The organism is Delftia sp. K82, assembly GCF_002193035.1.
GTDB lineage: Bacteria > Pseudomonadota > Gammaproteobacteria > Burkholderiales > Burkholderiaceae_C > Comamonas > Comamonas acidovorans.
The window spans coordinates 602,397-620,257 of record NZ_MYFL01000004.1; the positions used below are offsets into that span (position 1 = coordinate 602,397).

The following is a 17,861-nucleotide window of genomic DNA, read 5'->3' on the forward strand; positions in this document are numbered from 1 at the left end:
GAGTTTCCCCATGAGCAAGGCACTGCGTCTGCCCGAAAAATGGTTCCGCCGAGGCCTGTGGCTGGTGGCGGTGGTGTTCGCCTCGTTCCTCATCGGCCTGGGCGGCCTGGTGGTGGGGGATCTGCCCCAGGTCGAGTCGCCGCGCACGGTGGATGACTTCATCGCGCCCGCTGCGGCCGAGCCCGTCAAGGCCGAGATCAAGGCCGCCGATGCCGATCACGACAAGGCGGAGACGGCGCTGCAGAACGCGCGCCTCAAGTACCAGGCCACGCAGGCGCGCTACCGCTCTGCGCGCGAGACCTTCGACAACTGGGTGGCCACGCGCCGCGCCACGGCCCGGCCCGAACAGGACAGCGAGCTGCTGTCGCGCACCCAGGCGCTGGATGCCATCAAGCAGGAAGAGAACGCCGCACGTGCCTCCGTGGAGCGGCTGCAGGACGCCAGCCTGCAGGCACGCCAGCGCCTGGACGCGGCCAACCGCCAGTGGGACGGTCTGCGCGACGGTGCCATGGAGGCCTGGCGCAAGGAGATGCGCGCCATAGAGCTGCGCGTCTTCCTCTACCGCCTGGCGCTGACCCTGCCCCTGCTGCTGGTGGCCGGCTGGCTGTTCGCCAAACAACGCAAGAGCACCTGGTGGCCCTTTGTCTGGGGCTTCATCTTCTTTGCGCTGTTCGCCTTCTTCGTCGAACTCGTGCCCTACCTGCCCGACTACGGCGGCTACGTGCGCTATGTGGTCGGCATCGTGGTGACGGTGCTGCTGGGGCGTGCGGCCATTCTGGGCCTGAACCGCTACCTGGAGCGGCAAAAGCAGCAGGAGTCACTGCCCGAGACGCAGCGGCGTCAGGAACTGGGCTACGACGTGGCCCTGGCCCGCCTGGCCAAGGGCGTATGCCCAGGCTGCGAGCGCCCCGTGGACCTGAAGGATGGCACCATCGATTTCTGCCCCCACTGCGGCATAGGCCTGTTCGACCGCTGCGGCAGCTGCAATACCCGCAAGAGCGCCTTTGTGCACTATTGCCACAGCTGCGGCACCCAGGCCGATGGCAACCGCAGGAAGCCGGGAGCCGTGTTGCCTTCCACGTCTGCTGCGCCTGCCGTGGCTCCCGTGCCTCCCGTGCAGGAGGCCGGGCCGGCACCGGGCTGAGTCTGGCTGAGCCCGCCTGACCCCCGCCTGAAGTGGCCCTGGCGGCGGCTGTGGCGGTGTCGGCCGGAGCCGGCAAGACCCTTGAAGCTGCGCGGGGTTGTGGTACACCATGGCTTGCGCGCTCGGCCGGGGCGCAGATGTCTTCAGCGAGGATGCCATGTCACGCCAGCTGCCGTATCCCCCACAACACACGCCGGCGCAGCCCGCCCACCCACCGGCCGGCGCGTCCGCCCATCTTCTTCCCCTGGCGGCCTGGGCCGTGGGGGCTGCCCTGCTGGCCGGCCATGTGCTGGCCGGCCCTTCTTCATGGAAAGCCTGGGCGGCCTACGCCGCGCTCTCGGCCCTGGCCGGCATGGCCTGGGTCTGGCGCTGCCATGCTGCCGGCCTGCCGCTGACCCGGACGCTGCGCGGCCACGGCTGGATACAGGCCACGATGGCCTTGCTGCTGGCGGCCTGGCAGCCCTCGCTGGCCTGGGCCTCTGCCCTGCTGTGGCTGGCCGCCATCGCCTGGCTGCCCTGGGATGGCGAGCGCGAGCAGGCGCTGCACTTGCCCGCAGGCCAGATCGTGCTGCTGTGCGCCATGCTGGCCATGCTCTGCGCCGTGGTGGTGGCCAGGCCCATGCCGCAGATGGCACCGGGCTCGGTCGCCGTGCGCATTCTGTGGCTGGCCAGCGTGCTGCTGCCGCTGGCCGTGCATGCGCTGGCCCTGTGGCAGGCACTGAGCCGCATGCAGCGCCAGTACACCGAGGAACTGGCGCAGCTGTCCAGCTACTGCGGCCAACTGGCCGACGATGTGCAGCAGCTGCAGACCCGCGTGGGCTCGCTGCAATTGCCCACGGGGCGCGACACGCTGACCGGCGTGGCCAATTACTCGCGATTGATGGATGCCGTCGATGGCCTGCGCGAACGCCATGCGCGCAAGCCTGAACCGTTTTGCGTGGTGCTGCTGGAGCTGGACCCCTGGGTGGAGCGTGCGGGCGTGCACCCGCCGCACAAGGGACCATCGCTGCAGGAGCGGGTGCTGCTCATGCTCAGCGGCCTGCTGGTCACCCACCTGCGCACGGTGGACGGCATAGGCCGCTACCGCGATGACACCTTCATGCTGGTGATGCCGGATACCGCCTCCGTCCAGGCCGTCTGGGCGCTGCAGCGCGTGCGCGAGGGCGTGCGCCAGCAGCACTGGAGCGAAAAGCCCATCCCCGACCCCGACAAGGACCCGCTGACCCTGACCCTGGCCGTGGCGGAGTTCCAGGCGGGCGAAACCTCGGAGCGGCTGGTGCAGCGTGCCGAAGCGGCCCTCGCGCATGGCCGCGCCTGCGGGCGCAACCAGATCGTGGTGGCCGAGGACGTGCGGCCGCCACGTACCTCCTAGGCGAGAAGGATGCAATCCCCGGGATTTCCCGGATGCGGTCACAATGGGCGCCCATGAGGGCCGCCGGCCCGCCGCGCTTCATCGCATGCCCGTGCTTTCCTCCATTTCTCGGAATTTCCCGGACCGTCTCCTGTGGGGGCCGAAGCCGGCGTCGCCGTTGGTGGACGAGGCGCTGCACCTGGAGCGCTGGAAGCGCCGCACCTGGCAACTGCACATCTCCGTGCTGGTCAGCCATATCTATGCGCTGCTGCTGTTTCTGGGCCATGCCTGGGCCGGCTATGCGCCCTGGGCCGTGGTGCTGGGCTATGGCCTGTGGGTGGCGGCGGGCATGGGCTTCATCACCTGGGCCTATGCCAGCGACTGGTGCCACAGGCTGCGCGATCCGGGCATGTTCCTCACGCACCAGCTGGTGTCCATCATCGGCGTGCTGGGCATGGTCATGGCCGCCCCTGCGCTGGCGTTCCAGTCCATGGTGATGCTGATCGCCTTCAGCGCCGACGGTTTCCTGGCGCGCAGCCGTACCAGCTTTTGGCTGACCTGGATAGGCACGCTCATCGCCGTGGCGGCCATCATTCTCTGGAGGGGGCCGCTGATGCGCATGACCACGGACACGGCTGCAGGCCAGTTGCTGGCCTTCGGCGTGGTGCTCGGTGCCGTGGTGCGCTGCAGCGTGCAGGCCACCTTCTTTCGCAGCATGCAGTACCGGCTGGGCATCGCCAATGACAAGCTGGCCACGGCGCTGGCGCAGATCGAGGCCCTGCTGCGCCATGACGACCTGACCGGCGTCAGCAACCGCCGGGGCGTGATCGAGCGGCTGCACGAGGTGCGCACCGCCGCCCACGACCGCGGCACGGTGCTGTGCGTGGCGCTGCTGGACATAGACCACTTCAAGCGCATCAACGACAGCTTTGGCCATGAGGGCGGCGACCGCGTGCTGCGCGCCTTCGGAACGCTGCTGAAGTCGCAGCTGCGCAGTGCCGATGGCGTGGGCCGCTATGGCGGTGAGGAATTCCTGCTGGTGCTGCCCGACACCGACCTGGCCCAGGCCAGCGAATTGCTGGAGCGCCTGCGCCTGCGCATTGCCGAAGCCCCGTGGACGCAGACCCTGGGCGAGGGCGCCCGCGTCACCTGCACGCTGGGCGCCGCGCAGTACCGCGCGGGCGAGTCGGTGGAGGCGACCATTGCACGTGCCGATGCGGCGCTTTACCGTGGCAAGGCCCAGGGCCGCAACTGCACCGTGCTGGAGCCGCAGCAGGCCCGGCCGGCCCCCAGCGCAACGCCTGCCTGACTGCTTGTGGCGTGTGGCTTGTGAGTGCAGCTCACGACGAGTGCCAGAAAACATCGTTATTCATTCGCACGGATCGTCCATAGCATCGGCACCCTGCCCAGGACGGGCTGGGATGCGCATATGAATCAATGGATCGCTGAAACCGCCGGCAACATCGCCGGGAACATGGCCGTAGACATTGCGGGCTGGGAAGGGCATCTGTCGTCCAGGCCCCGCCAGCTGCAGGCCGGGCCGCTCAGTGCCGAACTGGCCGATGGCTGCCTGCGCAGCGTCCGCTACGGCAGCCTGGAGATCCTGCGCTCCGTGGCCTTTGCGGTGCGTGATGAACAAGGAGACCGCTGCGTGCATGGCAGCGGCGAACTGAGCCTGCGCGAGAAAGACGACCGCTTCGAGGTCCTCTACGAAACCGCGGTGGACTGTGGTGCCCTGCGCCTGGCATGGCGCGTGCGCATCGCGGGGTCGGCGCGCGGGCTGGGCTTCACGGCTTGGGCGCGCGCCCTGGATGGCATGGAGGGAGGCCTGCAGCGCGGCCTGCGCGGTGGATGCGCGGGGCTGGAGATCGTCTATCCGCGCAATGCGCTGGCGGGCCGGTCAGTGCATGTGGAGCATGCCGATGGCAGTGCCCAACGCACTGTGCTGCCCGAGCCCGATGCGCTGCTGCGCGTGTCGCAGCTGTCCGCCATCACCCATGAGCCTGCGCCCGGCCTGCAGGTGGGCTGCCGGCTGGAGGGCGCGGAGTTCGAGATGGTGGGCCAGTGCTGTGGCGGCAAATCCTTCTTCAGGCTGCAGCCACGCGCGCAGTCCCCTTCGCATTCCTACCTGTTGACCCGGGGCCGGGCCCTGGTGCAGGTGGCCAGCTTCTCGTTTGCCGCGCCCGGCGCCATGCAGTAGGGCCTGGCCGGCCGCACCGAGGCTACCGCGGCTGCATCAGCCCGCTCCGTGGATGCGGGCGGCCTGCACCGTGGCCTCCAGCAGCTTTCTCTCCCTCTCCAGGTGGGCAATGAACTGGGCTTGCTCCATGGCCATGGGCTTGAAGCCGGCGTCGGCGAGCTTGCGCACCAGATCCGGCTCGGCCAGCACGGCTGCGGTCTCGCGGGCCAGGCGCTCGGCAATGCGGGCATCGGTGCGGGCCGGCAGCAGCAGGCCCTGCCAGGCCTCGACATCAAAGGACTGCCAGACCGGCGTTTCCTGCAGGCTGGGTGTCTGCGGCAAGGTGGCGGCCCGCTGTCGGGAAGTCACGCCCAGGCCGCGCAGCTTGCCTTCGCGCACGAAGGACTGGACCAGGGCCACGGGCAGCACGGCCAGGTCGATCTGCCCGCCCGCCAGCTCGGTCAGCGCCTGCGGGCCTGATTTGTAGGGCACATGCGTCCATGACAGGCCGGCCTGTTGCTGGAGCATTTCTGCGGTCAGGTGCAGGCTGGTGCCCACGCCATCGGTGCCCACGGTCAGCCGGCCCGGCTGCTGGCGCGACAACTGCACCAGTTCGGCCGCCGTGGTGGCCGGCAGGTCGGGGCGGCCTGCCAGCACGAAGGCCGAAGAGGCCACGGGCGCCACGGGCAGCAGTTCCCTGAGGCCGTCATACCGGAAGCGCTCTGGCGACACCAGCGGCGCAATGAGCACGCAGCTGGCCACGCCGAACAGCGCGGTATGCCCGTCCGGCCTGGCCTTGATCACCCGCTGGGTGGCGATGGTGCCCGAGGCGCCCACGGTGTTTTCTATGACCACGGGCTGGCGCAGCCGCTCCGCCAGGCGCGGCATGACCAGGCGCGCGGCCACGTCCACGCTGCCGCCCGGCGAAAAGGGCACGACCACGGTCAGCGGCTGGCTGGGCCAGGCGTCGGCTCCAGCCGTGGACGCACGGGCTGCCGGTGACAGCCAGGGCGCGCCCAGCATCCAGGCCGCCAGTTGCCTGCGGTTGAGGCTCATGACAGCCTCCCGGCGGCGCCCAGCCAGGGCAGCTGGTCCGCCTGGTAGCGCCAGGTCTGGAACACGCTGTTGAGCCGTCCGGGGCCGGTGCGGCGCGCTGCGGCATCGGGGTACTCGGCGAACCAGGGCAGGATGTATTCCCAGACCACCTCCCCCGCAGGCGTGACCTCGAAGAGCCGGCCCGTGGCCGATTCGGTGATGTGGGTGTTGCCGTTCCACAGGCGCTGGGCATTGCCCATGAAGGCGGTGTAGAAGGCGTTGACCATCTCGTCCTGGTAGCTCCAGACCACGCGGTGGTCGGCAGGATCGATCTCCACCACACGCGAGAAGGCCACATGTGCGCCTTCGCGGAAGTTGCCGTTGTCGAAGGCCAGGATGTGGCCGTTGTCCAGCGCCACGGGCGCATGCTGGTGCGAGACCACGGAGGGCGGAATGTGCAGCGTCACCGCGCCGCTGGCCTTGTCCACGGCGATGATGCCGGAGGTGGTGCGCAGGCTCATGAGCACGCTGCCGTCGGCCCTCACGCCCAGCCCGTTGACCAGCGGCCAGTGATAGCGGCCAAAGCCCGGGTGGATGGGGAAGTCCTCGGGCGCCAGATGCTCCCAGGCCTTCCATTCCCAGACCAGGCGGCCGCTGCGGTCCACTTCGCGGATCACGTCGCCGTACATCACCTCGCCGGACCCATGCGCGGTGCCGCCGGGCACGCGCTCGGCAAAGCCCGCAGGCACGGGTGCGCAGGCGGCATAGAGCAGATGGCCGTTGGGCAGCCACTGCGCGTCATGGTGGTGGTCCGGGTCCTCGTGGCGCCAGACGATCTCGCCCTGCGGCGTGACCTCGTAGAAATCGCCGCCATGCCACATGGACCACGGCGCATAGCGATCGGGCGAGCGGGGGTGGTTGCCGTTGTAGCCGAGGTTGCCGTTGGGCAGGATCACGGCGTGCCGGCCCGCGCGCACGGGCAGCTTCCATTCGTGGGCCACGCGGCCTTCGATGTCCACCAGGTAGACATGGCCGTCGGCCGTCTGCGGCGCGATCAGGGTGTAGCCGCCGGCCGAGAGGGCGGGGTCGTGGGCGATGAGTCCGACGCCGCGGCGGCGCTGGGTGACTTGGTCTACGGTGCTTGCCATGGGCTGCTTTCAAAGGGGGCCGGGAATGAGCGCCACTCTAGGCAGTCGCAAGCGTCAGGAATAGCTGTTTGTTTTGGATGAGGTGTCAGATAAAAATTTACACTCCGCGCCATGCCCGCAATCTCCCAGGCCTTTCGCTGTTTTGACGAGGTGGCGCGCCGTGGCTCGGTGCGCAAGGCCGCCGTCACGCTGCACCTGACGGCGGCCGCCGTGAACCAGCAAATCCTCAATCTGGAGGCCCAGGTCGGCGTGCCGCTGTTCGACCGCCTGCCGCGCGGCATGCAGCTGACAACGGCCGGGGAGCTGATGCTGGCGGCCGTGCGGCGCAGCCAGCGTGACTTCGACAACGCGCTGGCCCAGGTGGAGGACCTGCGCGCCCTGCGCCGGGGCCATGTGCGCGTGGGCGTGTCCCATGCCACGGCCGAGTACCTGCTGCCCCTGGTGATCGCCAGCCTGCATGGGCGCTATCCGGGCATTACCTTCAGCGTGCGCTCGGGCACGGGCGAGGAATTGCTGCGCGGCGTGGCGCAGGGAGAGATCGATGTGGCCTATTGCCTGCGCCGCCCGCCGCCGCCCGGCGTGCAGGAGGTGCGCGCCTGGCCCCAGCCGCTGGGCGCGGTGATGGCCCCCGGCCATCCGCTGGCCACCGAGCCGCGCCTGCTGCGCCTGCGCGATTGCGTGGACTATCCGCTGATCCTGATGGCGCCGGGCATGGAGTTGCGCAGCATGCTGGAGCAGATGGACAGCGCGGCCCTGCACCAGCAGCGGCCGCTGGTGGAGACCAGCTCCGTGCCCATGGTGCGGCGCCTGGTGGCCGGCAGCACGGCCCTGGGATTCCTGGTGCCCGACAACGTGGCCGAGGATGTGGCGGCCGGCCGCCTGCTCTGGCGGCCCCTGCACGACGCAGGGGCGCAGTTGCCCGGCTGCCTGTACCAGCGCATCGGCTACACCAAGGCAGCCGCCATGCGGCTGTTTCTGGACGAACTGGAGCGCGTGGCCGACGAGATGCGCGCGGGCTTCGAGACCGGCGTGTCCTGGTCGCTCAAGGACCTGGCTACCTGAGCGACCCTGGCCACCTGAGTGACCTGAACGATCGGCTGCGGGGCGTCAGACGCCCCGGGCGCGCTCGGCCTTGAAGCGTGCGCGCATTTCAGTGAAGTTGCCCGCCTCCAGCGCATTGCGCACTTCCTGCATCAGGTTCAGGTAGTAGTGCAGGTTGTGGATGGTGGTGAGCATGGGGCCCAGCATCTCGCCGCAGCGGTCCAGGTGGTGCAGATAGGCGCGCGAGAAGCCGTCGCGTCCGCCTTGCTCCCAGCTCACGCCGCTGGTGCCTGCGCAGGCATGGCAGGTGCAGCTGGGGTCCAGCGGCTGGTGGTCGGTCTTGTGGCGTGCGTTGCGGATCTTCAGGTCGCCATAGCGCGTGAAGATGGTGCCGTTGCGCGCATTGCGCGTGGGCATGACGCAGTCGAACATGTCCACGCCGTCGGCCACGCCCTGCACCAGATCCTCGGGCGTGCCCACGCCCATCAGGTAGCGCGGCTTGTGGGCCGGCAGGCGGTGGGGCGTGTGGGCCATGATGGCCAGCATCTCGTCCTTGGGCTCGCCCACCGAGACGCCGCCCACGGCGTAGCCGGGGAAGTCCATCTCGACCAGGGCCTGCAGCGATTCCTCGCGCAGGTTCTCGTACATGCCGCCCTGCACGATGCCGAACAGCGCATTGGGGTTGCCCAGGCGCTGGAACTCGTCGCTGGAGCGCTTGGCCCAGCGGCGGCTCATCTCCATGCTCTTGCGTGCCTCGGCCTCGGTGGTCTTGTGGCCGTTGGTCTCGTAGGGCGTGCATTCGTCCAGCTGCATGACGATGTCCGAGTTCAGCACGGTCTGGATCTGCATGCTGACTTCGGGCGACATGAACAGCTTGTCGCCGTTGACCGGGCTGGCGAAGTGCACGCCTTCCTCGGTGATCTTGCGCATGGCGCCCAGGCTCCAGACCTGGAATCCGCCCGAGTCGGTGAGGATGGGCTTGTCCCACTTCTCGAAGCCGTGCAGGCCGCCGAAGCTCTGCATGATGTCCAGCCCCGGGCGCATCCACAGGTGGAAGGTGTTGCCCAGGATGATCTGCGCGCCCATCTCCTGCAGGCTGCGCGGCATCACGCCCTTGACGGTGCCATAGGTGCCCACGGGCATGAAGATGGGTGTCTGCACCACGCCGTGGTTGAGCGTGAGCTGGCCGCGGCGCGCGTGGCTGGAGGGATCGGTCTTGAGCAGGTCGAATTGCAGCATAGCCCTCCATTGTCCCAGATGGCCGCATGTGCGTGTCGGACGCGCCGGGACTGCCCCCGGAGCCCGTCTGGCTTAGCCGGCCCGCGTCTACACTGGGGTGGTTGCGATTCGCCAGCTACAAAAAAGGAGGTCCGCATGCTGAAGATCATGATTGCCGTCGATGGGTCCGAGCCCTCGCTGGATGCCGTGCACCACGCCATCTCCCTGGTGCGCCAGGGCCTGCAGGCGCATTTCGTGCTGGCCCATGTGCAGCAGGAAGCCTCGCTGTTCGAGCTGGCCACGCAGGACTCGGACATGATCGCCGCCGCCAGCGTGGACGCCGGCATGCACCTCGTGGCGCCGGCCGTGGCCCTGGTGCGGGCCGCCGGCATTTCCTACGAGGTGGAGATCGGCCTGGGCGAGCCCGCCGCCGCGCTGGCCGACATTGCCGAGAGCACGGGCTGCGAGCAGATCATCATCGGCGCACTGGGCCAGGGCGGCCTGCGGCGCGTGCTGATCGGCTCGGTCTCGCGCGAGGTGGCACGCAACAGCCGGCTGCCCGTGACGATCGTCAAGCATGCCGAGCCGCACGATGAAGAAGGGGAAGAGGACCTGGGTCCCGAGTGAGGGGGTCGGGCGCGCGCGGGCTTTCAGGCGGCCCGCCGTTGCTGGCCCTGATGGGACTGGTGCCGGCCTGCATGGGCGCCGTAAGCTCCGTAGGCGCCGTGGGCACCATGAGCGTGCGCATGCGCGTGGGGTTGCAGCTTGCCGTGCGGCAGACTGGCCAGGCGCTGGAACATGCGGCGGCAGTAGCCGCGTATGCCCAGGCATTTGTTGATCTCATCCACCGGCAGGGGCCCGGAGACCACGACGATGCTGTCGGCCTGGTCCCAGTCGCCGGCCGCGCGCAGCCGCCTGCGCGTGCACAGCGCCCAGGCATGGATGCGCGTGGGCGAGCCATGCTCATGGACCTGGCCCGTGACCAGGTCGAAGGCAATGGCCACCAGCTCGGTCCTGAGCCGGCAGCGGCGCTCGCCCGTGATGGCACTGGGCGTCTCGCGCATGTCGTACAGGCAGTAACTGCCGGCCTTGAGCTGGTATTGCAAATCCATGGCGGACCTCCGCGGTTCGTTCTGGGGCGGGTTTCCGGGCCTGCCTGAAAAGGCCCGGGGCATCGGCGCATTCTGACGCATGGCCCCGGCCGCTGGCAATGCAGCCAGCGGGGCGGGGCTTCCCCGCGAAGGGCAAGCGGCAAAGCGTGCCCGGCGAGGGCCTGTCTTCTAGAAGTCCAGAAGACTGAAGCCCACGCTGAGCACGGTGCGCTTGTAGTTGTAATCGATCAGGCTGTCACCGTATCCGCTGAAAAGCTGGACATGCAGGCGCAAATTGCTCTTGCCACCGTTCCATCCTTCGCCTAGGGTGCGCAGCCATTCGACGCGGCCGGAGCCGCGGCCCTGGCCCAGCGAGCCGCGCGCAGTGAAGCCCAGATAGTTCTGCGCATTGACGTTCCAGCCCAATTTCACCTCGCCCCGGCCTATGTAGTCCTGGATGCGCGGGTTGTCGTCGTGCTCGGCGCTTTCGCGGATGCGCTGCCAGGCCTTGGCGTGCAGCTGCCAGCGGTTGTCCAGCTCGAAGCCGGTCATCAGATACCAGCGGTTCCAGCTGCGCGACAGCGGATCGCTCTGGCCGTTGGACTGGTGCACCAGGCCCACGCCGCTGTAGCGCCAGCGCCAGCCGAAGGGCAGCCGGGCATCGGTGGGGTAGACGTAGAAGATCTCGGGCTCGTGGTCCGTGTTGCGGAAGGGCCGCGAGATGGCGGGGCTGAACAGCTGCCAGTACGACTGCTGGGTGTAGCCGACCCACAGCGAGTCCTTGCCCGCCGAGGTGCTGCTGGTCAGCAGGCCCTGGGCGACCTTGGTGCGCACGGATAGCTGCACGCGCATTTCCTCGGTCTTGTAGGGCTGCGACTGCGCAGGGTCCTTGCCGGGCGTGGTGGGCTGCCGGTTGACATGGTCGGCCGTCACCACGGACACGGACATGGGCCGGTAGCCGCGGAAGCTGAAGGTGCCGCAGTCGCTGCCCGGTTCCAGCTCGAAGTAGCGCGACAGCTCGCTGTAGCGCGGGTCGCGGCAGCCGCCGTTGGTGGGGGTGGTGGGCAGCGCCAGGCCCTGGCCGCTGTCGGCCGTCACCACGGGGGCGGGCGTGGGCAGGGCGCCAGGATCGGCTGCGGCGCTGGCGGCCGGAGCACTCCAGCCGGTGGCCGGCGGCGCGGTCAGCGGCTGCTGCTGCTGGGCCCAGGTGTCGAAGCAGGCCAGGCGAGACTGGTTGTCCGTGGTGGCGGCGCACTGGCGCCAGGCGTCCTCGGACAGGGGGCGGGGCGCGGTCTGCGCCTGGGCGCCGAGCCAGGGCGTGGCGCCCAGTCCCATGGCCAGGGCCCACTGCAGGGGTGTCGGCGTGCGGCTTGGGCGCTTGCGGCGATCCAGGTGTGTAGGAGTCGTCATGGCTTGGGTCCGGTGATGGAAGGAGCGAAGAGTAAGGGGTAATTGAGTGAAGAGGGAGCAGGGGGCTCGTGTGCAGGCTCGGGGGCCGGTCACGGCGCGAGCTTGCGCAGCACGAAGGGCCGGGGCGCCGCATCGTCGCCTTCGATGAAGTTGCCGCGGATCTCGCGGGCGCAGCTGCCTTCGACGACATCGCCCAGCCAGGTGGCGGTGATGCGCTTGCCGTCGGCGCTTTCTTCCAGCGTGATGTGGTCATCGGCCACGTCGCCGACCATGGGGCGGGTGTCTGCGCCGCGCGCAATCGTGCCCTTGACGTTGCCCTTCCACTGGGGGTGCGGCCCCAGCTGCAGGCGCACGGGCTGGGCCTGGCCTTCGACGGTTCCCGTCCATTCGCCCTGCAGCTGGCTGTCCTTCATCTCCTCGTCGCCGGGGCATGGGGCGTGTGGCAGGGCGGTGGCAGCGCGGGCGGCCTTGGGCGTGGCCTGGAGGGTGGGCCGGGTGGTGGTCTGCAGGTCCGTGCTGGAGCAGGCGGTGGTCACGGCCACCAGCGCCAGGCTGAGAACGGGGCGGTAAAAACGCATGCGGTGTCTTTCTGGAATCAGGAGTCGGCGGGCGTGGACTGCTGTGCCTTGAGGGCGAACTCGGCGCGCAGCTGGCGCAGCTTCTCGCGCGGGTCCTCGCGCGAGGTGGCGGCGTCCAGGCCCATTTCCTTGATGAAGCGGCTGGGCAGGGTGGAGACCATCTCGCGCCCCTTCTTGCGGCGCTTGGTCCAGCTCACGGCCAGCGAGCGCCGGGCGCGCGTGATGCCCACGTACATGAGGCGGCGCTCTTCCTGCAGGCGCTGTGCGGTTTCGTCGCTGACCTTCTGCTGGCGGCCGTTGTCGTCGTCGAGCTTGAAGGGCAGCATGCCCTCGGTCACGCCCACCAGCATCACATGCGGCCATTCCAGGCCCTTGGAGGCGTGCAGGGTGGACAGGATGACCATGTCCTGCTCCTTCTCGCGCTCGCTGATGGTGGACAGCAGGGCGATGTTGCGCGCCACTTCCAGCAGGCTCTTGACCTCGGTGTGCGTGGTCGTGCCCGCCGCGTCCTCGATCTGGCCGCCGGCGCGCTGGGACATCCAGTCGCAGAACTCCAGCACGTTGCTCCAGCGCGCGGCGGCGACCGATTCGCTGTCCTCGCTGTCGTAGAGGTACTGCTCGTAGCCGATCTCCTTGAGCCAGTCGAGCATGAAGCCGCGCGACTGCTCGGCGCCCAGCGTGTGGCGGGCGCGGTATTCGAGGTCGTTGATGTAGCGGCCGAACTCCAGCAGGCTGTCATGCGCCTTCTTGGGCAGGGCCGCTTCCAGCATGTGCGCGAACAGGGCGCCGAACATGCTGAGCTTGTGCTGCGAGGAAAACTCGCCCAGCTTGCCCAGCGTGGTGTGGCCTATGCCGCGCCTGGGCGTGCCGATGGCGCGCAGGAAGGCGGGGTCGTCGTCGTTGTTGATCCACAGCCGGAACCAGGCGCACAGGTCCTTGATCTCGGCGCGGTCGAAGAAGCTGGTGCCGCCCGAGACCTTGTAGGGAATGCTGGCCTTGCGCAAGGCCTTCTCGAAGGGCTTGGCCTGGTGGTTGGCACGGTAGAGGATGGCGAAATCCTTCCAGTCCGGCGGCGGGTTGCTGGCCGCTCGCAGGCTCTGGATACGGGCGACGGCGCGCTCGGCCTCGTGCTCCTCGGTGTCGCAGTCCACGATGCGCACGGGCTCGCCCTCGCCCAGCTCCGAGAACAGCGTCTTCGGATAGAGCTTGGGGTTGGGCTGGATGACGTTGTTGGCCGCGCGCAGGATGGCCGAGGTGGAGCGGTAGTTCTGCTCCAGCTTGATCACCTTGAGCTGCGGGAACTCCACCGGCAGTTTCTTGAGGTTGTCCAGCGTGGCGCCGCGCCAGCCGTAGATGCTCTGGTCGTCGTCGCCCACGGCGGTGAAGTGGGCGCGGCTGCCCACCAGCATCTTGAGCAGCTCGTACTGCGTGGCGTTGGTGTCCTGGTATTCGTCCACCAGCACATGGCCCAGCAGGCGCTGCCATTTCTCGCGCACCTCGATGTGGTTCTTGAGCAGGCGCATGGGCATGCCGATCAGGTCGTCGAAATCCACGCTCTGGTAGGCGGTCAGGCGCTCTTCGTAGCGCTGCATGATCAGCGCCGTGCTGCGCTCGTTGTCGTCCTGGGCCATGGCCAGGGCCTTGCGGCTGTCCCAGCCGGCATTCTTCCAGTTGCTGATGGTCCACTGCCACTGGCGCGCCGTGGCCAGGTCGGTGGTGCCGCCCGAGCAGTCCTTGAGGATGCCCGTCACGTCGTCGGCGTCCAGGATGCTGAACTGGGGCTTGAGGCCCAGCACATGGCCGTCCTCGCGCACCATGCGCACGCCCAGGGCGTGGAAGGTGCACACCAGCACGTCCTTGGCCTGGCGGCCGATGAGGCCGGCCGCGCGCTCGCGCATTTCGGCTGCGGCCTTGTTGGTGAAGGTGATGGCCGCGATGCGGCGCGGCGCCATGCCCATCTCGATCAGGCGCCCGATCTTGTGCGTGATCACGCGTGTCTTGCCCGAGCCCGCGCCGGCCAGGACCAGGCAGGGGCCTTCGGTGTAGTGGACGGCCTGGAGCTGGGCCAGATTGAGTCCTGCGGACATGGGTGCGTTGCGCGGGGAAAGGCGTGAAAGTGAGGGAAGCGGGAGCATACCGCTTCGGGGATCGTGGCCATCAGGCCAGGTGTAAGCACCCTTGGAATTCGGCGACAAATCTCGCGGCCACTCTGGTCCGCACTGTGGCGGCGTTGGTCTAAATAGAAAAGTTCACATTAAATCAAGTGAGTAATGTGTAAAAACTATCCAAAATATCAGTCTTCGCCGATGTTCTGTCACGGGCGAATCTGGTTTGTCCATTTCAGTTCCTATCCGGTGAGGTGTCAAAGATGGCTCGCACTACAGACGAGATCGGCCTGGCTGCCGAGCTGTGGTCTCCTCTGCTCAAGCAGCGTTTTGAGGCATTGTTCGCCGTGGCGTCCCGCAAGTCGCTGCGCGGCTGGCGGCAGGTGCCCCTGGTCAGCGCCCAGGTGCTGGTCGTGGATGGCAACATGCCCGCGCCCGAGGCTGCAGGGTGGATGCCCTGCGTGGTCTACGTGGGTGGAGTGCCCCAGGGACAGCACCTGGAGCGCACGCAGCAGCGCCTGGCAACCTATCTGGACATGAATTTCACGCTGTCCGACCTGATCGACATGCTGGACCGGGCGGCCGTCTTCCTCATGGATTGGACGGTGCGCCAGCAGGTGGCGACGTCGCATACGCTGGCGCGGGCGCTGGACGATCTGCAGCAGCAGGGCGTGGACTGCCGCTACCGCTTCCAGCTCAAGGCCTGGGTGGCGCTGCCCGCGCCGTGGAACAACTCCGAATGCCTGCGTGCCCTGGCCATGCTGTGCCGTGGCCCCATGGAGGTGGCCCTGTTGTGCGAGCACAGCGGCATGCAGGCCCGCGCCGTGGCCGAACTGCTGCGCCATCCCCGGCTGCGCAGCCTGCTGGAGTGCAGCCTGCGGCCCGCACGCGAAAACGATCTCCCGCCGCTGCGCCGCAGCCGCGCACAGGCGCCCGACGCGGTGGCCGGCCTGCCGCGCCAGTGGGTGCAGAAGCTGGCCGGATGGATCCGGCGCGGAGGAGTGGCATGAGCCTGTGGATGAACGCGCAGCCTGCTGCCGGGTTGGTACGGGTGAGCCTGGTGGGCCCCATGGGCATAGGCAAGACCACGGCCCTGCGCAGCCTGTGCGGCGCGTTGATGGCGGCGGCGGATGTGCCCAATCTGGACCGGGCCTCCCATTCCAAGGAGTTCACCACGGTGGGTGCCGAGTTCGGCGAGATCGACCTGGGCGGTGGAGAGCGGCTGCAGCTGGTGGGCAGCCCGGGGCAGGAACGCTTCGACTTCGTGCGCCGCTGGGTGCTCAATGCCTCGGTGGGCGTGCTGCTGATGGTGGATGTCTGCGACGCCCGCGCACCGGACTACGCAGCACAGTGCCTGGCCGAGATCGCCTCCCTGGAATCCGGGCCCCTGGTGGTGGTGGTCAGTTGCCGTGATGCCAGCGAGCAACAGCAGGAAGCATTCAGCAGCGCCTTGGCGGACAGAGGTCACGGTATAGTGCCTGTCATCCAGGCGGACCCCCGTGACCGGCAGCAGTTGCTGGATGCGCTGGGGGTGCTCGTTTCCTTGCTTTCCTTGCAAAGTCAGGTATGAAGACACCAACGCTTCCCCGGATTCCTCCCTCTCTGATCGAAGCTGGCAGCGATGTGCTCCACCGCGTGGTGGCGCCCCTGGAGGGCGTGCACATCGCCTTGCTGTGCACGCCTGACGGCTTCGAGATCACCTCCCTGCGGGTCAGGAGCGAACTGCCGACGGAGCGCCTTTCGGCCATGGCGGGCTCGCTCATGGCCATGGCCAGGGCCGTGGCCACCGAGATAGGCCACAAGTCCTGCCGGCGGCTGACCTTCGAGACCGAGCTGGGCACCGTCCTCTTTCAGGCCGTGGCCGGCAACCAGCCGGCCATCCTGTGCATGGTGGTCGATCAAAGCGCCCAGCTGGGCCGCGCGCTGTGGGCGGCGGGCGAAGTGGCCTCCGAACTGTCCCGTTCCTGATCCGCGGCATCCGCTGCAGAAGTTTGGTTTTCTCCCCCCCGAGGAGCGGGCGCGGTGGTCCATCGCACAGCCTGCCCTTGCTATTTGAAAAGGTGGCATATGGCTTCGATACATGATTCTCTGAACGGCCTGCTGGGCATCGATGGCGCCCTGTGCGCGGCCCTGGTGGACAGCACCAGCGGCATGCTCATGGGCAGCGTGGGCTCCGGCCTCGACATGGAGCTGGCCGCTGCCGGCAACACGGAGGTGGTGCGCGCCAAGCTCAAGACCATGCGCATGCTCAAGCTCGATGACGCCATCGACGACATCCTGATCACCCTGACGCACCAGTACCACATCATCCGGCCCGTGGCCGCCCATGAAGGCGTGTTCTTCTACCTGGTGCTGGACAAGAGCCGCTCCAATCTGGCGCTGGCCCGCCGCAAGGTGCAGGACGTCGAGAAGGACCTGGCGCTGTAAGCGCACGCGCTTGTTGCGCTCACGCCCCGACCTGCCGGATGCGGATTCCGGCAGGTTTTTTTTCGCCCGGCGTCCGCGCGGTGACACGGGCGCGCGGCAGCGGCACCGGCTTGCTGCCAGAATCGCCGCGTGCTGTCCGTCCTGCTGATCACCTTCCCCTTCTTCGCGCTTGTGGCCTGCGGCTTTGCGGCCACCTGGCGTGGCGTGCTGCCGCAGGCGGCGATACCGGGGCTCAATGCCTTCGTGCTGTATTTCGCGCTGCCCTGCATGCTGTTCCGCTTTGGCGCGCAGACGCCGATTGCCCAGCTGCTGGATGTGGGCGTCTCCGTGGTCTACCTGCTGTGCGCGCTGCTGATGGTGGGCGCCACCGTGGCGCTGACCGTGCGGCGCGTGGGCTGGAACGATGCGGCCTTTGGCGCGCTGGTGGCGGCCTTTCCCAACACCGGCTTCATGGGTGTGCCCATGCTGGTGGCGCTGCTGGGCGAGCGTGCCGCAGGCCCGGTCATCGTCACCATGGCCATCGACATGGTGGTGACCACCTCGCTGTGCATTGCGCTGTCGCGCCTGGGGCTGCCGGGCGGGCATGGCGTGTCCGTGGCGCTGCGCAGGGCGTTTGCCGGCATGGCCGCCAATCCCATGCCCTGGGCCATCGTGCTGGGTGGCGTGGCCTCGGCGGCAGGCTGGACGCTGCCGGGCCCCATCGACCGCACCGTGGCCATGCTGGCGGGCGCGGCCTCGCCCGTGGCGCTGTTCACCATTGGCGCCGTGCTGGCGCGCTCGCAGATGAACAGCCACGAGCGCGTGGCTGCGCGCGACTACGTGCCCATTGCGCTGGCCAAGCTGCTCGTCCACCCGCTGCTGGTCTGGGCCGTGGCCCGCGCGGCCATGGCGCTGGGCCTGCCGCTCGGTGAAGAGGCCTTTGTGGCGCTGGTGCTGCTGGCTGCGCTGCCCAGCGCCAGCAATGTTTCGCTGCTGACCGAGCGCTTCGGGGCGCACGGCGGGCGCGTGGCCCGCATCATCCTGGTGTCCACGGTGCTGGCCTTCCTGAGCTTCTCGGGCGCCGTGGCGCTGATGACCTGAGCAGGGCCCGGGCACACCTGAGCGGCAGGCCCGGGGCGCACGGGCATGCTGGTG

At 68.5% G+C, this 17,861-nt stretch carries 18 protein-coding genes; 11 read left to right on the top strand and 7 right to left on the bottom strand.

The features are described from left to right. The first annotated feature begins 10 nt into the window (after window positions 1–10). The 4 genes from KDK82_RS26170 to KDK82_RS26185 all read left to right on the top strand — a co-directional run bounded on the left by KDK82_RS26170 (window position 11) and on the right by KDK82_RS26185 (window position 4,695). Window positions 11–1,144: a zinc ribbon domain-containing protein gene (locus KDK82_RS26170; protein WP_088166628.1), complete on the top strand. Its 1,134-nt coding sequence runs from the start codon at window positions 11–13 to the stop codon at window positions 1,142–1,144. 157 nt (window positions 1,145–1,301) lie between these two features. Next, entirely contained in the window at window positions 1,302–2,516 is a 1,215-nt protein-coding gene (locus tag KDK82_RS26175; RefSeq protein ID WP_034399116.1) for a GGDEF domain-containing protein, read from the top strand. A gap of 160 nt (window positions 2,517–2,676) precedes the next feature. Then, window positions 2,677–3,804: a diguanylate cyclase gene (locus tag KDK82_RS26180; protein WP_230590958.1), complete on the top strand. Its 1,128-nt coding sequence runs from the start codon at window positions 2,677–2,679 to the stop codon at window positions 3,802–3,804. Window positions 3,805–3,924: 120 nt separating this feature from the next. Continuing rightward, window positions 3,925–4,695 (top strand): hypothetical protein, encoded by a 771-nt coding sequence (locus KDK82_RS26185; RefSeq protein WP_088166630.1) that lies wholly within the window; start codon window positions 3,925–3,927, stop codon window positions 4,693–4,695. Between the two features lie 36 nt (window positions 4,696–4,731). On the opposite strand, the gene KDK82_RS26190 is transcribed toward KDK82_RS26185, so the two are convergent. Together KDK82_RS26190 and KDK82_RS26195 are read right to left on the bottom strand one after the other, a co-directional pair. Beyond that, window positions 4,732–5,730: a tripartite tricarboxylate transporter substrate binding protein gene (locus KDK82_RS26190; RefSeq protein ID WP_088166631.1), complete on the bottom strand. Its 999-nt coding sequence runs from the start codon at window positions 5,728–5,730 to the stop codon at window positions 4,732–4,734. Then, entirely contained in the window at window positions 5,727–6,857 is a 1,131-nt protein-coding gene (locus tag KDK82_RS26195; RefSeq protein ID WP_088166632.1) for an aryl-sulfate sulfotransferase, read from the bottom strand. The genes KDK82_RS26190 and KDK82_RS26195 overlap by 4 nt, the downstream gene beginning before the upstream one ends. Window positions 6,858–6,968: 111 nt before the next feature. On the opposite strand from KDK82_RS26195, the gene KDK82_RS26200 reads away from it, so the two are divergent. Next, the gene (locus tag KDK82_RS26200) at window positions 6,969–7,919 is read left to right on the top strand and encodes a LysR family transcriptional regulator (protein WP_012202480.1); all 951 of its coding nucleotides are present in this window, start codon (window positions 6,969–6,971) and stop codon (window positions 7,917–7,919) included. 45 nt (window positions 7,920–7,964) lie between these two features. Here the strand turns inward: KDK82_RS26200 and tgt are convergent, their stop codons facing one another. Further along, the gene (tgt, locus tag KDK82_RS26205; RefSeq protein WP_012202481.1) at window positions 7,965–9,137 is read right to left on the bottom strand and encodes a tRNA guanosine(34) transglycosylase Tgt; all 1,173 of its coding nucleotides are present in this window, start codon (window positions 9,135–9,137) and stop codon (window positions 7,965–7,967) included. 135 nt (window positions 9,138–9,272) lie between these two features. On the opposite strand from tgt, the gene KDK82_RS26210 reads away from it, so the two are divergent. Beyond that, the gene (locus tag KDK82_RS26210) at window positions 9,273–9,743 is read left to right on the top strand and encodes a universal stress protein (protein WP_034397960.1); all 471 of its coding nucleotides are present in this window, start codon (window positions 9,273–9,275) and stop codon (window positions 9,741–9,743) included. 23 nt (window positions 9,744–9,766) lie between these two features. On the opposite strand, the gene KDK82_RS26215 is transcribed toward KDK82_RS26210, so the two are convergent. The 4 genes from KDK82_RS26215 to KDK82_RS26230 form a co-directional block, all read right to left on the bottom strand. Then, the gene (locus tag KDK82_RS26215; protein ID WP_016454505.1) at window positions 9,767–10,228 is read right to left on the bottom strand and encodes a hypothetical protein; all 462 of its coding nucleotides are present in this window, start codon (window positions 10,226–10,228) and stop codon (window positions 9,767–9,769) included. A gap of 168 nt (window positions 10,229–10,396) precedes the next feature. Further along, window positions 10,397–11,617 carry a phospholipase A gene (locus KDK82_RS26220; protein ID WP_012202484.1) on the bottom strand — a complete coding sequence of 407 codons (1,221 nt, stop codon included), beginning with the start codon at window positions 11,615–11,617 and terminating at the stop codon, window positions 10,397–10,399. 89 nt (window positions 11,618–11,706) lie between these two features. Continuing rightward, window positions 11,707–12,195, bottom strand: a complete 489-nt coding sequence (locus KDK82_RS26225) for a hypothetical protein (RefSeq protein ID WP_088166633.1) — start codon at window positions 12,193–12,195, stop codon at window positions 11,707–11,709. 17 nt (window positions 12,196–12,212) lie between these two features. Further along, window positions 12,213–14,282 carry an ATP-dependent helicase gene (locus KDK82_RS26230; RefSeq protein WP_013800309.1) on the bottom strand — a complete coding sequence of 690 codons (2,070 nt, stop codon included), beginning with the start codon at window positions 14,280–14,282 and terminating at the stop codon, window positions 12,213–12,215. 281 nt (window positions 14,283–14,563) lie between these two features. Between KDK82_RS26230 and KDK82_RS26235 the strand changes: the two genes are divergently transcribed. The 5 genes from KDK82_RS26235 (at window position 14,564) to KDK82_RS26255 (ending at window position 17,807) form a co-directional block, all read left to right on the top strand. Continuing rightward, window positions 14,564–15,310, top strand: coding sequence for a hypothetical protein (locus KDK82_RS26235; protein ID WP_088166634.1), 747 nt, complete (start codon window positions 14,564–14,566; stop codon window positions 15,308–15,310). After that, window positions 15,307–15,870: an ATP/GTP-binding protein gene (locus KDK82_RS26240; protein WP_013800311.1), complete on the top strand. Its 564-nt coding sequence runs from the start codon at window positions 15,307–15,309 to the stop codon at window positions 15,868–15,870. Before KDK82_RS26235 ends, KDK82_RS26240 begins: the two co-directional genes overlap by 4 nt. Continuing rightward, on the top strand, window positions 15,867–16,268 hold the full coding sequence (locus tag KDK82_RS26245; RefSeq protein WP_088166635.1) for a roadblock/LC7 domain-containing protein: 402 nt from the start codon (window positions 15,867–15,869) through the stop codon (window positions 16,266–16,268). Before KDK82_RS26240 ends, KDK82_RS26245 begins: the two co-directional genes overlap by 4 nt. 99 nt (window positions 16,269–16,367) lie before the next feature. After that, complete coding sequence (locus KDK82_RS26250; protein WP_012202490.1) at window positions 16,368–16,727, top strand: hypothetical protein; 360 nt, start codon at window positions 16,368–16,370, stop codon at window positions 16,725–16,727. Between the two features lie 129 nt (window positions 16,728–16,856). After that, the gene (locus KDK82_RS26255; protein ID WP_012202491.1) at window positions 16,857–17,807 is read left to right on the top strand and encodes an AEC family transporter; all 951 of its coding nucleotides are present in this window, start codon (window positions 16,857–16,859) and stop codon (window positions 17,805–17,807) included. Window positions 17,808–17,861 lie beyond the last annotated feature (54 nt).

Coding starts and splice junctions, on each gene's coding strand:
- KDK82_RS26240 (WP_013800311.1), top strand. CDS start 15,307: ATGAGCCTGTGGATGAACGCGCAGCCTGCTGCCGGGTTGGTACGGGTG.
- KDK82_RS26245 (WP_088166635.1), top strand. CDS start 15,867: ATGAAGACACCAACGCTTCCCCGGATTCCTCCCTCTCTGATCGAAGCT.
- KDK82_RS26210 (WP_034397960.1), top strand. CDS start 9,273: ATGCTGAAGATCATGATTGCCGTCGATGGGTCCGAGCCCTCGCTGGAT.
- KDK82_RS26195 (WP_088166632.1), bottom strand. CDS start 6,857: ATGGCAAGCACCGTAGACCAAGTCACCCAGCGCCGCCGCGGCGTCGGA.
- KDK82_RS26220 (WP_012202484.1), bottom strand. CDS start 11,617: ATGACGACTCCTACACACCTGGATCGCCGCAAGCGCCCAAGCCGCACG.
- KDK82_RS26175 (WP_034399116.1), top strand. CDS start 1,302: ATGTCACGCCAGCTGCCGTATCCCCCACAACACACGCCGGCGCAGCCC.
- KDK82_RS26225 (WP_088166633.1), bottom strand. CDS start 12,195: ATGCGTTTTTACCGCCCCGTTCTCAGCCTGGCGCTGGTGGCCGTGACC.
- KDK82_RS26185 (WP_088166630.1), top strand. CDS start 3,925: ATGAATCAATGGATCGCTGAAACCGCCGGCAACATCGCCGGGAACATG.
- KDK82_RS26230 (WP_013800309.1), bottom strand. CDS start 14,282: ATGTCCGCAGGACTCAATCTGGCCCAGCTCCAGGCCGTCCACTACACC.
- tgt (WP_012202481.1), bottom strand. CDS start 9,137: ATGCTGCAATTCGACCTGCTCAAGACCGATCCCTCCAGCCACGCGCGC.
- KDK82_RS26200 (WP_012202480.1), top strand. CDS start 6,969: ATGCCCGCAATCTCCCAGGCCTTTCGCTGTTTTGACGAGGTGGCGCGC.
- KDK82_RS26235 (WP_088166634.1), top strand. CDS start 14,564: ATGGCTCGCACTACAGACGAGATCGGCCTGGCTGCCGAGCTGTGGTCT.
- KDK82_RS26250 (WP_012202490.1), top strand. CDS start 16,368: ATGGCTTCGATACATGATTCTCTGAACGGCCTGCTGGGCATCGATGGC.
- KDK82_RS26170 (WP_088166628.1), top strand. CDS start 11: ATGAGCAAGGCACTGCGTCTGCCCGAAAAATGGTTCCGCCGAGGCCTG.
- KDK82_RS26215 (WP_016454505.1), bottom strand. CDS start 10,228: ATGGATTTGCAATACCAGCTCAAGGCCGGCAGTTACTGCCTGTACGAC.
- KDK82_RS26190 (WP_088166631.1), bottom strand. CDS start 5,730: ATGAGCCTCAACCGCAGGCAACTGGCGGCCTGGATGCTGGGCGCGCCC.